Below are 12,205 nucleotides of genomic sequence, written 5' to 3' on the forward strand. Positions count from 1 at the left end.
CCCTAGGCAGGGTCTCAAAGTGATCTGAGGAGAGGCAATGAAACTCGAACAAGGAATGGCAGCCGTCGTTACCGGAGGCGCATCGGGACTGGGACGGGCTAGCGCGACCGCTCTGGCCGAGGCCGGGCTGAAAGTCGCGATCTTCGACATCAACGACGAGGCTGGCGAGGAACACGCCGCCGCCATCGGCGGGACTTTCCACCATGTCGACATCATGGACGAAGCCAGCGTCGAAGCCGGCTTTGCCGCCGCGCGCGCCGCCAATGGGCAGGAACGCGTGACCGTCCACTGCGCCATGGCCTCGCGCCGCGGCAAGACGCTGGGCTGGGACAAGGCGAGCGGCGGATACAAGCGCCTTTCGACCGAGGATTACGAATTCGGCGCGCAGGGCATTCTCGTCGCCAGTTATCGCGTCGCCAGCATCTCCGCACTGGGAATGGCAAACAGCGATCCCCTGAACGAAGACGGCGAACGCGGGTCGATCACCCTTACCGCCAGCGTCGCGGCGCAGGACGGGCAGATCGGACAGGTCATCTATGGCAGCTGCAAGTCGGGGGTGAACGGCCTTGTCCTGCCGATGGCGCGCGATCTGATGGACCTGGGCATCCGCGTCAATTCGGTCATGCCCGGCATTTTTGCAACGCCGCTAATGCTCGGCATGAAGGACCGCAATCCGCAGATGTGGGACCAGCTGAACGCCAGCGTCCCCTTCCCCAAACGCCTCGGCAAGCCGGAGGAGTTCGCATCGCTGATCCTGGAAATTGCGCGCAATTCCTACATCAACGGGCACCAGTTCCGACTTGACGGGGCAATCCGCATGCCACCCAAATGACGGGGTGCCGTTGGGGAAGCCTTGCCAAGCGGGTCTTGCGCAATCTAACGTTTGCGTAAACGTCAACCAGCACGAGTCCACCGTCCCCATGTCCGACCATATCCGCATCGACCATTCCGAGCGCGTCACCACAGTCACCCTCACGCGCCCGGAGAAGAAGAACGCCATCACACAGGCCATGTATCAGGCGATGGCGGACGCGGTGAACGCCTATCGCGAAGACGACGAAGCGCGCGCGCTGATGTTCATCGGCGAAGGCGACTACTTCACCAGCGGCAACGATCTTCAGGATTTCTCGATGGCTGCGGCAGGCGGCGGCGCGGCCGATCATGATCTGCCCCCGGTGATCCAGTTCCTCCACGCAATCCGCGATTGCGAGAAACCGCTGGTGGCGGCGGTCAACGGCCCGGCGATCGGCGTCGGGCTGACGCTGACGCTGCATTGCGATCTGGTCTGCGCCGCGCAATCCGCCACCTTCGCCGCGCCGTTCGTCTCGCTCGGCCTCGTGCCAGAAGCCGCATCGTCGCTGCTGCTGCCGCAGGCCATCGGCATGGCCGCGGCGAGCGACGTGTTCATGACCGGGCGCGTGCTGACGGCGGAGGAATCGCTCGGCATGGGGCTGATCTCGCGCATCTTCGCCGACGAGGGCTTTGCCGCGGAAGCCCGTGCGCTCGCCCTCACCATCGCCCGCGCCGCCCCGCAGGCGATGCGCCACACCAAGGCGCTGCTGCGCACCCAAAACGCGCAGGTGAGCGAAGTGATGGCCACCGAAAGCGCGATCTTCGCCGCGCAATTGCGATCGCCGGAATTCATGGAAAGCGTCGCCGCCAAACTGGCCAAGCGCCCGGCAGTCTACCCGTAGGACAAACGCGATTTCGAGATGCAAGGTGCAATGGAAAAGAAGCTGGTGCCGCTTACGTGACTCAAAATTCTGTTTTTAAAACAATGATATATCAGCAAGTCCGCCGAGAACCTTTTAGCAATGCCCCCAGTCATGCCCCCAACCGAAAGTTGTGGAAATTCGGGTCCGGATTCGTGACCGGGACAGTGTATTTTTGGGTCGAGTTTTCGCACTAATCCATGCCCGTTTGAAGCCTTATGAGCCACTAATCAATTGCGCTTCTTGGCTCGCCCTCGGATAGCGAATATCACAGTAATCGGGGCCGGAGTTTTCTCCCTTTCTCATTTTTGGCGGGCTGATATCGCCAGCCGAGATTGGCTGATACCTTCGCGAGTCTTTTTCATGCACCCATTGTATAGCCGCATGAATTGGCATTTCCTTGCCACCCAGCGGAATAGGGATTGCAGCGATTTATCCCGCAATTCCGGAAAAATGTGAAATTGCGGGATAAAATCAGATTGTTCCATTTCCTCAATCTGTCTCTGGCTCACCGTCCTCTAACACGCCCACCTGCGGCTAACTGATACAGTGGCTGCGACGTCCCCGGCCTGCTGCTGGCGAAACTACCAATGGAACAAGACCGCTGAGGCGAAAGCGGTCTCGGTTCCTGCTATGGTTAACTTTTCAAACTTGCAGCCGTCCTTCTCTGAAGGGAGAAGTCATGCAACGTTTCGATTTCATAGTTCTTGGAGCAGGTCCTGCAGGTCGCCGGGCTGCGATCCAGGCCGCCAAGCTGGGCAAGAAGGTTGTGGTCGTCGACGATCGCAGCAAGGTTGGCGGGGTTTCGGTTCACACCGGGACTATCCCTTCAAAGACGCTGCGCGAGACCGCATTAAACCTTTCAGGATGGCGCGAACGCGCCTTCTATGGACAAGGATATCGCTCCCGGGCCACCATAGCACCCAACGACCTCAATCAGCGCATAACCAAGACATTTGAATATGAAGTCGCGGTTCTTGAACATCAGTTTGCCCGTAATGGAGTTCGCATCCTGAACGGCAAAGGCCGTTTTGTAGGACCAAACGAGATTGCCGTTGCGCGCAACGTGGACGGATCGACACTTGAAGAACGGATCGAGGCTGAAAAGATTCTCATTTCAGTTGGCACCCGTCCTTTCCGGCCTGCGCATATTCCGTTCAATCGGACCAATGTCCTCGATAGCGACGACTTCATCCTTCAGCCGCGCCTGCCGCGCAGCCTGACCGTTGTCGGCGCCGGTGTTATCGGCCTTGAATACGCCACGATCTTCAGCGCGCTGGACATTCCGGTCACGCTGATCGAACCGCGCAACCGACTGCTTGAGTTCATGGACGCGGAGATCGTTGACCACCTCGTGCACTCCTTGCGCGATCGCGGTGTCACTTTGCGGCTTGGATGCTCGCTGGCGCATGTACATTTTTCAGAAGAGGGCAACCCGATCTGCCAGTTGAATGACGGTCGGTTGATCGGTTCGGAAATGGTGCTCTTTACGGCTGGTCGCGAAGGGGCAACCGCGGCGCTTAACCTTGAGGCTGCAGGACTGTCCGCTGACAGCCGAGGCCAGTTGAAAGTCGACCGCAAGACTTTTCAGACTGCCACCCCGAATATCTATGCTGCCGGAGATGTGATTGGCTTCCCCAGCCTCGCCTCGACATCGATGGAACAAGGCCGGGCGGTTGCATGCCATGCCTTCGGTTCGCCGATAGAAGCCGATGATCAATCGCCGCCCTACGGTGTTTATGCTGTTCCCGAACTTTCGTCGGTAGGCATGACCGAAGATGCCGCGCGCGAGGCCGGCATTCCATATGAGTGCGGGATCGCACGTTTCCGGGAGACTTCGCGGGGACATATCATGGGGCTGGAGACAGGGATTTTGAAGCTGATTTGCAACAGGGAAACGCACAAGCTCATTGGTGTCCATGTTATTGGCGAGGGAGCCAGCGAACTTATCCATATCGGCCAAGCGGTGATAAATCTTGGCGGCACGCTCAACTACTTTGTCGAAAACAGCTTCAATTACCCAACGCTTGCGGAAGGGTACAAGATTGCAGCGCTCGATCTCTGGAATCGGCTGCATGTGAGCCGAGAGGGCATTCTGGACAGGATTTCAGGCGACCTTGCAGCCTGAAGAGGGCGGGAAAGATGTGGGGGCGTCCTACTCGACTTGGCACTTGCCGGTCGCGCATCGAACCTGAGCGCATGACCTCGCCGGCCCGATACTTGCGCATAGGGCTGCGCAAACCTGACGCTCACCTTGCAGCACGAAACAACATAGCAAAACACTTCTGCCAGTTAGGGCGTCGCGGTAGCCCCTCGCAGCCACAGCAAGCCAGCTCAGCATCGCTGGCGACATGCTGTTTTGCGCAGAGATCCTTCAGTCCAGACCCTTCACGCCAAAGTGAGCAAAGCACTCAAAGACATTAACAAGTCGCATGCTTCACCTCCGTGCTTCTCTCGCCAATTCGATAACCCTTGGTTCAATGCTGGGCTCTACCCGATAAACTCGGAATTTTGGCGAAGCAGTCGGGTCGCTAGGTATGAACAAGTTTTTTGGACTCTTCGATTTGGACAAGAGCGACCCGGAATTGATGCGGGCGCAGTTCCGTTCGTTCCAGGGTCACATCCCGTTGTTATACGGGATTCTCATTTGCAACACGCTGGCCATCACCGTCACGTCGTTCAACCCTGATCTGCTCGCCAAGACGCTCGTCGCTCCCATAGTTATCACGGGCATTGCGATGAGCAGGGCGATCTGGTGGCTCCGTCAGGGCGATAGCAGCACTCTTGGGGATGACGAGATTACCTCGCATCTCAAGCGGACTTGCAGGCTTGCTGTAGTCCTCACTCTGACCTTCAACGTCTGGGTTATCTGGGTCTACCAGGATGCCGACGCATTTTCCCGGAGCAATCTTACCTTTTTCCTTGCTTTGAGTCAGGTCAGCACAGTTTTCTGCCTTATGACTCTGAGGGCAGCCGCGATGCTGGTGGCAGCAGTGAGTACGATATCTTTCGCGCTCTATTTCTCGTGGGTTGAAGGCGGCCAATTGCTGCCACAGTCGCTCGTGCTTTGCTGCGTTTGCATCGGGATGGCGGTAGTAACACACAGCTTCAACCGCTCTTTCGCCGAAGTCGTGCAATCACGTCGCACACTGCGTATCCGTCAGCTCGAGACCGAAAAGCTTAGTGCGGAAAACCGTCGGATCGCCTTCACCGACGCGCTCTCGGGACTGCCCAATCGCAGGGAACTGCTTGACCGGCTCGACCGCCTCGACCGGCAGGAAGTCTTGGCTCAGGACAGCCTGGCAATCGTGTTTATCGATCTTGATGGCTTCAAACTGGTGAATGACGAACACGGTCATCATGCGGGAGACGAACTGATACGGATAGTCTGCCATCGGCTGCGTGAACAATGTCCTGAGCATGCCACTTTGGCGAGAGTGGGCGGCGATGAATTTGCGGTCCTCCTCGAAGCCGATGGAACTATCGAAAACGCGCACGCAATCGCACTGGAACTGGCGCATCGCTTGCTCAAGCAGATGGCGCTTCCAGTGTTGGTCGATCGTCATGTGTTGCAGATCAGTGGATCGGTCGGGATTGCAAGCAACATGGACAACGGCGTGAACTCGCGAGAATTGCTGCGCCGGGCAGACCTTGCGATGTATCACGCAAAAACTGAGGGCAAGGGCCAGGTCGCGATTTACAGCGATGCGCTTGATGAGGGCCGCCTGCGGAGGATCGAGATTGAAGGCCAGATCGGTGCTGGCCTGGAGGCCAATGAATTCGATGTTGTGTATCAACCGATCGTTGATGCCGTCAGCGGTAAGATTGTTGCGACCGAGGCATTGCTGCGTTGGCCACGCCGGGCGGAGGGCGAGCTGGCTCCCGACGAGTTTATCCAAGTTGCCGAAGCGACAGGTCAGATACACCCTCTTGGCCTCTTCGTGCTCGAGCGTGCCTGCCGCGAAATTCGGGATATGGGCGGACTGGACCTGAGCGTGAATGTTTCGCCAGCCCAATTCCGACATCCCGGTTTCGAGCAGCAAGTGCTCAAGGTCATGGAAAAAACCGGTTTCCCACCCGAACGGCTACAGTTGGAAATGACGGAGAGTTATCTCCTCACCAATCCGGGAATGGCGATCAAGGCAATAAATTCCCTCAAAACGGCTGGCATTTCGCTCGCGCTAGATGACTTTGGCACAGGCTTCACCAGCATTCACTATCTCAAGTCCTACGGCTTCACCCATATCAAGCTCGACAAGTCTCTGTTGAAGGACCTCAAGCCGGACAACAAGGAGAAGATGCTGGTAGCAGGCGCGATCACTCTGGCCCGAGCGCTTGACATGAGCGTAATCGCAGAAGGGGTGGAGCATGAGGTGCAGGCCAGGATCCTTCGCGATCTTGGATGTCACGAGATGCAAGGTTTCCTTTTCGGACGGCCAGTACCTCTGGCCGAATTCAGGTCCCTTCTCGAACTCGCCACCGACAATCGACAAGGAGCCCCGTTGCTGCATTCGGTTGGATAAGGGAAGGCTCCAAGCAGCGACCCCAACGTCTTTCACAAAGTTTGGATCATTTGACCCTCTTGTGTTCGAGGCGAAGTGCCCCTCCCCCAGCTGGATATAGAGCCGGGCGGTTGTTGTGCGCTGTGACCCAAGCTTGGACCGCTCAGGTCTGGAGTGTTCGTTTGATAACGTCCTGCGGCGTCTCGCGATCGAGCATCAGATCGGCCAAGATCTTCTTGAGCCTACTGTTCTCATCCTCCAGCTCGCGCAGCCGCCGCATCTCAGACGGCATCAGCCCGGCGTATTTCTTCTTCCAGCAAAAATAGGGCGCCTGGCTGATCCCAGCCTTGCGGCAGATCTCGGCAACCGGCTCTCCTTACTTACCCTGATTGATGACGAACGCTTGCCTGGGGGGCCGTGAACTTCAATGCGCTGGCTTCGCCGGCGTTGGGTTCACGCCAAACCTTCTCGCCCGGCCAAGGCCGGCTAAGGCAAAAAGTTCTAGGGTCATACCGGCAGTCCGGACTTCGGTCGAACTTCACATCTATTTAAATTTTCACGGTTAACGCCCAGGCTATTCCATTTGCTCGAGGGAGTTTCAGCGTGGGCAAACCGTTTCAGCCAGACCTTTCATGTGTGACCCCGGTTTCGGAAGATCCGTTCGAATACTTCTCGCCCATGTTGTCCATCGGACATCTCGTGGTGCCGATCGGCGTCGATCTCGACAACGCGGAGATCACTCGCGCGGTGGTTGCGAAAGAAGATGAACGGCGTTGCACCGAAGTGGGTGATACCAAGTCGGAAGATTCGCTGTTGCCCTACGAGCATCCCGAAGTCGCGAAGCTGCTGGCTCGCATCGATGGCTTTTTCCGCATGCTCAACCCGTACTTCGAATCCTTTGAGGAAGCAGAGTCATGGGGTCACATTCTCAACCCGGGTCAGAACACGGACTACCACACCCATATTCGCGCCGACTGGCCCGATGGCTTGTCTTGGGTCTATTACTCCAATTATCCAGAGCACAGTGGTGAACTGGTGTTCGCGATGGACGCTGTTGCCCGCCGCACCATGTTCGAGATTTCGCCCTCAGTCGGCAATCTCGTGATCTTCCCCTCATACGCACCGCATTACACCAAGCGGAACATGAGCTCGCAAAAGCGCGTATCGATCAGCGGCAACTACTTCCCGGACCCGGACAAGGCCGAAGCCTTTGACGAATTCGCCAGCACACAGATTACACCGCTCGCTCACATAATCGGAATCTGGCACGACTGACGTCCGGTTAACCACGAAATGTGACGGAAATACTTACAACCGGACGGTAGTCCGAAAGGCGGTTAACCTTCGTCTCTCCCGGTTTTCTGCCATTTTCGCGATTTTGGCACGGCCGTTGCTTAACCTAGCCCAGAAACAGTCTCTTCGTGTTTCGGATAGATTTGAAGACTAGGGGTTAGCATGCAGTACATCAAAATGACGAAGGCGGCCGTGATCGGTGTCGCTATCGCTACAACTTCGGTTGGCGCCGTCGCTCCCAGCGAAGCGTCAGCATATTCCTGGAGCAAGAGCTCGAAGTCGAGCAAGTGCTTCATTTTCTGCAGCAAGTCGAGCAAGAGCGGCTCTTTCACGAAGAGTTCGAAATCGAGCAAGAGTTCAAAGTCGAGCAAGAGCTCGTCCAGCTCCACATCGACATCGACGACAACGTCGACCTCGACCAGCAGCGGTTCGACCACCACGACATCGTCAAGCGGTGGCATTTCGACATCGACGGGCGGGATTTCGTCGACCACCTCAGGGGGTATCTCGTCGACTTCGTCGGGCGGCACCAATGTGCCTGAACCCAGCGGTATTCTGCTTCTCGGCGCGGGGGTTGCAGCCGCAATGGGCAGCCGCAAGCTGACCAAGAAGAAAAAGAAGCCTGCCTGATTTCGGTTAGTAGTGGCGAGCACAAGAGGGCCGCTTCTCACGGGGAGGCGGCCTTTTCGCGTTTGGTTTCACCAAAATTTCATTGGCTTGGCAGTAACAGTTATCGAATGAAGACGATTAACTCTGTGCTGAACGCGCTGGTGGCATCCGTCGCCCTCACCCTCTCGGCTTGTGGTGAAACACCGCAATCTTCGATCGAGGACGCCCAGGAGGCGTTCGAAAATCGCGAGTATCGCATCGCTCGCGCGCATCTTGCGGACATCTTCAGCAATGGTGAAGCGACCGACGAGGTTTACCGACTGCAAATGCGATTGATGCTCGAATTGGGCGAAGGTTATGCGGCGATGGCAGCAATCGAGAAACTGTCCGATACCGCGCTGACCCAAGATGACCGCCGGATTGCCACGGCGCACGCCCTGCTCCTGCAAGGAAAGCCTGAAGCCGCGCTGGAGCTATACGGAGACGTTGAGCCGACGGATTTTTCTTCAGAGGATTTCCGGATGACGCTCTGGGCCCTGGGACAGATCGGCCAGGAAGAGGAATTTGCGGCCGGTATGGATGAAGCGCTGCAGCGTTTTCCCGATAACGTCCACCTGAATGCCATGGCGGCTGAACATCTGATCGACCTCGATAATGCCGATGATGCGGAAGAATACGCGCAAGTCGCTCTAAAGAACGATCCGGAGAATTTCCAGGCACTGGTTGCGAACGGACGGCTTGATATCGTTCAGGGTAAGCTTGATCAGGCGCTCGTTCACTACCTACGTGCCAGCGAGATATATCCGCATCATGTCACCCCCTGGGCGGCAGCATCCGGTTTGCAGCTCGACCTTGGGCAAGTGGAGCAAGCTGGCGAGACATTACGTGTGGCGCTTGCCAATCATGCTTCGGACCCGTTCCTGCAATGGCAGAAGTCCCGTCACGCACTCATGACGAATGACATGATCGCTGCTCGCACGGCATTGGAAGCAGCCCGCCGGGCCTATCGCGACAATGACGAATTCACGCTCTTTTCAGCGCAGGTCGAAGACAAGGCAGGAAACCGGGAACTCGCACTAGCGGAATACAAACGCTATTTGCGCGCGGTCGGCTCTGACCAACAAGTTGAAGCCCGCGTCGTGGCATTGGAGAACTGATTTGCCGATAACGATCTCGGCAGCAGGCTCCTCCCCGAACGTGGAACTTGGTTAGGTGATCGCTGAACAAGCGGGGATATGCGCCGGTGCCAGGTCTTCTACATCACCTGAGCTAGGCCGAGATCGCAGAGCTCAATGAAAGTATAGAGCCTCTACAATCCTGGATGAGGCGATGGCGATAAGTGTGGCGCAAAGCAGCCGTCGCGCCAGATATCCAAAATTGGCCCGATTGCGTCTGGCACCTGGATGAGATGGTCGTTAAGATCGGCGGCAAGCGAATGTTCATGTGGCGGGCCGTCGACAAGGAAAGAGAGGTCCTCGATATCCTCGTCCAGAAGCGAAGGAAAAAGAGGCAAGCGCTGAAATTTTTGATGAAACAGCTCAAGCACCAGGGCTTTGTACCCGAGGCCATCGTGACGGACGGTCTCGCTTCTTAAAGAGCGGCGCTGCGCGAGTTGGGTGCCCTCGCCCGCCATCAACCAGGCCGGCTGGAGGAAAACAATCGCGCGGAAAATTCACACCTTCCTGTCCGAAGGCGAGAGCGAAAGATGCAGCGCCTCAAGTCGCAGGGCCAAGCTCAACGTTTCGTTTCCACCCACTCGGCGATCTACAATACCTTCAATACCGAGCGTCACCTCGTCTCACGAAAGACAATGCAAGCCTTCAGAGGCCGCGCTTTCGCGAGGTGGTCCAGAAACGGGTAGCGGCTCAATAGCCGTTTCTCTAATTCTTAAAACAGACCACTTTCTTGGGGGCAGGTCAGCACAATGACGCGACCTGAAGGGCTCGAAATTTGCTAACGAGCTCTCACCCTTCCGGCCCCGCCTCAGCGGGGCCATATTTTTTGGCTCGACTAGCTTCGAGGAGTCACACCGCCTCTGCGAGTTTCCTGACCTTGATCTCGTCCTCATGCGCCCGGGCTTGGGCTAGATCATAGGCTGTCTGCATCCGCAGCAGAGTATCGGCCCTGACCCCGAATGCCTTCTCGAAGCGGATCGCCATATCTGCAGAGAGATTGGCATTGCCGTTGAGCAAAGTGCTCAGCGCCTGCCGCGAGACACCGAAGTGTGCCGCAAGGTCGGTTACGCTGACACCGGCAGGCACGACAATTTCGCTCTTGAGCCAGTCGCCGACATGAACGGCGAGCGAGGGATGCATCTTAAGCGCCATGATAATCCTCCAGATCCATATCGATCAGTGCGCCCTCTTCATTCACGCTAAATGTCAAACGCCAGTTGCGTGTCACAGTCATCGACCAAGTGCCTTTTCGATCTCCTGCAAGCTCGTGGAGGCCGAAGTTTGGAGGAACGAACAGCTCATCCATACTTTCAGCGGCATCTATAAAGGCAAGCATCTTCTAGAGCCTACCGACATCGCCTACCAAGCCCTTGGCATTGCCAGTCGCGAAAAAACGGCGCAGACTATTGTGCCTGATGGATCCGATTTCCATAGCGCCGATCGAGTCACCACACCCCATATTGTCAAGCGTCGCGTGACAATTGACAGTCAGTTCTGTCTCCAAAATCAAGGCCGATCTTCATGACAAGAGGGCACGTCAAATATCGCCCCTGCGGGCCTTTCAATGTGGTTTTCGAGGAAGCCCACAAAAGAGGCCTGCAAAGTCAAATATGCTGCTGATATATATATACGGCTTTTTACTTTCTCAGCCTTGAGACCAAGGCCTCGGCGAACTTCGAGTTAGACACGATGCAGCCAGATATTCCGTCGCTCCGCGATCGTTCAATTTCGCTGGGGCTTGTTGGCATCCCACCGTTCAAAATGCGGCTTCAATGCATCGGGCAGCTCTTTGTAGAAGTCTTCATCTAACGGGTAATGCCGCATGGCGACCCAGACGGCATCAAGTACGGCAATTCCTTGCTTTCGGTCCTTGGGCTTCTTTTGCGGATCGCGCCCGGGCTTTTCCGCCAGCCAGAGTTTCTGCAAGGCAAACCATCGCGGATCGGGAACAACCATGCGCACGGCTTCGCCATCGCGTACACCAACCACGCGATCGACCGACCGTCCATTCAACAACCATTCCTGTTCGCTTAGCGGTATGGGCCGAGGTCGGTCCTGCGAAACTTGTCCGCCAATGCGGCTGGGGGCCGAAAGGATTTCCACCTCGTAGGCTTTGGCGTTGCGTGCCTGGAAGGGCCGCTCGGTATTCACCGAGTAGGTCGTATCGGCTTCCTTGAGCACTTTCCACAAGGTTGGTCGGTCCTCATCAGCCTCGATTCCGGTCAACGCCATGTCAAAATCCAGTGTTGTGTCTGGTGCATCTCGAATGAATCCGTTTGCCTCCAGGGCATATGCGATCAAAGCGTTGGTCCCGACCACCATGACCTGATCGCCCAGAAAGCGGAGGCGGTCGGCCTCGCGCAGGATCTTGCCGGCCTCTGCCGGGAGCATTGGCAGACGCAGCGCACGGTACAGGCTCGCCTGTTCCTTGAGCGCTTCCCTGCTTCCCGCAAGGCGCTCCTTGAGCTGTGCCTTCTCGGCCTTGTATTCGTCGAATTCAGCCTGCTTTTCCTCATCGAGCGGGCCTTTGCTCTTCATCGATCCGCGTCGATCCGTAACCTCGTAAAGATATTCTCGACCAGAGACCTCCTTGATGCGCATGTTGTAGGGCATGTCGTTCAGTGCGCGCAGGGCCTCCATCCAGACCTGGTAGACCTGCTCGAGATTGACGATCACCCTCGCCTGTTCGTCGGAGAACGGTTGGAAATTCATAAATTACCCTGCGATTTTCGATTTCACGAAAATGCAGGGTAAAAGCCAGAAACGCAAGACTTACCCTGCTTTTCCTTAATCCGTACGAATTGCAGGGTAAATTGCCTAGGTCCTGTTGACAAAAGACTTTAGCCATAGGCGGATGCTTGCGAGGTTTCCTGCTCCTTAGATACAGCGATGATCTGCTCTTCACTGAACCTGC

General features: G+C 56.7%; 10 protein-coding genes and 2 pseudogenes. 8 read left to right on the forward strand and 4 right to left on the reverse strand.

The annotated features are described in order from the left end of the window. The first annotated feature begins 37 nt into the window (after positions 1–37). The 4 genes from AABA34_RS15220 (at position 38) to AABA34_RS15235 (ending at position 6,235) form a co-directional block, all read left to right on the forward strand. Positions 38–832: an SDR family oxidoreductase gene (locus AABA34_RS15220; RefSeq protein WP_034955386.1), complete on the forward strand. Its 795-nt coding sequence runs from the start codon at positions 38–40 to the stop codon at positions 830–832. Positions 833–920: 88 nt separating this feature from the next. Beyond that, positions 921–1,694, forward strand: coding sequence for an enoyl-CoA hydratase-related protein (locus AABA34_RS15225; protein ID WP_034955387.1), 774 nt, complete (start codon positions 921–923; stop codon positions 1,692–1,694). 700 nt (positions 1,695–2,394) lie between these two features. Continuing rightward, complete coding sequence (gene sthA, locus AABA34_RS15230) at positions 2,395–3,840, forward strand: Si-specific NAD(P)(+) transhydrogenase (RefSeq protein ID WP_338303218.1); 1,446 nt, start codon at positions 2,395–2,397, stop codon at positions 3,838–3,840. A gap of 409 nt (positions 3,841–4,249) precedes the next feature. Beyond that, positions 4,250–6,235, forward strand: coding sequence for a putative bifunctional diguanylate cyclase/phosphodiesterase (locus tag AABA34_RS15235; protein ID WP_338303219.1), 1,986 nt, complete (start codon positions 4,250–4,252; stop codon positions 6,233–6,235). Between the two features lie 157 nt (positions 6,236–6,392). Here the strand turns inward: AABA34_RS15235 and AABA34_RS15240 are convergent. Then, a pseudogene (locus AABA34_RS15240) lies at positions 6,393–6,608 on the reverse strand (transposase); the annotation flags it as partial. A gap of 209 nt (positions 6,609–6,817) precedes the next feature. On the opposite strand from AABA34_RS15240, the gene AABA34_RS15245 reads away from it, so the two are divergent. The 4 genes and pseudogenes from AABA34_RS15245 to AABA34_RS15260 form a co-directional block, all read left to right on the forward strand. Beyond that, positions 6,818–7,489 carry a putative 2OG-Fe(II) oxygenase gene (locus AABA34_RS15245; protein ID WP_338303220.1) on the forward strand — a complete coding sequence of 224 codons (672 nt, stop codon included), beginning with the start codon at positions 6,818–6,820 and terminating at the stop codon, positions 7,487–7,489. 195 nt (positions 7,490–7,684) lie between these two features. Beyond that, positions 7,685–8,137 carry a PEP-CTERM sorting domain-containing protein gene (locus AABA34_RS16440; RefSeq protein WP_445083785.1) on the forward strand — a complete coding sequence of 151 codons (453 nt, stop codon included), beginning with the start codon at positions 7,685–7,687 and terminating at the stop codon, positions 8,135–8,137. A gap of 107 nt (positions 8,138–8,244) precedes the next feature. Further along, a complete protein-coding gene (locus tag AABA34_RS15255) occupies positions 8,245–9,273 on the forward strand; it encodes a tetratricopeptide repeat protein (RefSeq protein WP_338303222.1) in 1,029 nt (342 codons plus the stop codon). A 236-nt stretch (positions 9,274–9,509) separates the two neighbouring features. Then, a pseudogene (locus AABA34_RS15260) lies at positions 9,510–9,977 on the forward strand (IS6 family transposase); the annotation flags it as partial. 163 nt (positions 9,978–10,140) lie between these two features. On the opposite strand, the gene AABA34_RS15265 reads toward AABA34_RS15260, so the two are convergent. The 3 genes from AABA34_RS15265 to AABA34_RS15275 all read right to left on the reverse strand — a co-directional run bounded on the left by AABA34_RS15265 (position 10,141) and on the right by AABA34_RS15275 (position 12,003). After that, a complete protein-coding gene (locus tag AABA34_RS15265) occupies positions 10,141–10,443 on the reverse strand; it encodes a HigA family addiction module antitoxin (RefSeq protein WP_338303223.1) in 303 nt (100 codons plus the stop codon). Further along, a complete protein-coding gene (locus AABA34_RS15270; protein WP_338303224.1) occupies positions 10,433–10,627 on the reverse strand; it encodes a type II toxin-antitoxin system RelE/ParE family toxin in 195 nt (64 codons plus the stop codon). The genes AABA34_RS15265 and AABA34_RS15270 overlap by 11 nt, the downstream gene beginning before the upstream one ends. 386 nt (positions 10,628–11,013) lie before the next feature. Continuing rightward, positions 11,014–12,003 (reverse strand): GSU2403 family nucleotidyltransferase fold protein, encoded by a 990-nt coding sequence (locus AABA34_RS15275; RefSeq protein ID WP_338303225.1) that lies wholly within the window; start codon positions 12,001–12,003, stop codon positions 11,014–11,016. Between the last annotated feature and the right edge of the window lie 202 nt (positions 12,004–12,205).

It is taken from the genome of Erythrobacter sp. Dej080120_24 (assembly GCF_036322605.1).
Lineage (GTDB): Bacteria > Pseudomonadota > Alphaproteobacteria > Sphingomonadales > Sphingomonadaceae > Erythrobacter > Erythrobacter aurantius.

Coding starts and splice junctions, on each gene's coding strand:
- AABA34_RS15235 (WP_338303219.1), top strand. CDS start 4,250: ATGAACAAGTTTTTTGGACTCTTCGATTTGGACAAGAGCGACCCGGAA.
- AABA34_RS15270 (WP_338303224.1), bottom strand. CDS start 10,627: ATGCTTGCCTTTATAGATGCCGCTGAAAGTATGGATGAGCTGTTCGTT.
- AABA34_RS16440 (WP_445083785.1), top strand. CDS start 7,685: ATGACGAAGGCGGCCGTGATCGGTGTCGCTATCGCTACAACTTCGGTT.
- AABA34_RS15255 (WP_338303222.1), top strand. CDS start 8,245: ATGAAGACGATTAACTCTGTGCTGAACGCGCTGGTGGCATCCGTCGCC.
- AABA34_RS15265 (WP_338303223.1), bottom strand. CDS start 10,443: ATGGCGCTTAAGATGCATCCCTCGCTCGCCGTTCATGTCGGCGACTGG.
- AABA34_RS15275 (WP_338303225.1), bottom strand. CDS start 12,003: ATGAATTTCCAACCGTTCTCCGACGAACAGGCGAGGGTGATCGTCAAT.
- sthA (WP_338303218.1), top strand. CDS start 2,395: ATGCAACGTTTCGATTTCATAGTTCTTGGAGCAGGTCCTGCAGGTCGC.
- AABA34_RS15225 (WP_034955387.1), top strand. CDS start 921: ATGTCCGACCATATCCGCATCGACCATTCCGAGCGCGTCACCACAGTC.
- AABA34_RS15220 (WP_034955386.1), top strand. CDS start 38: ATGAAACTCGAACAAGGAATGGCAGCCGTCGTTACCGGAGGCGCATCG.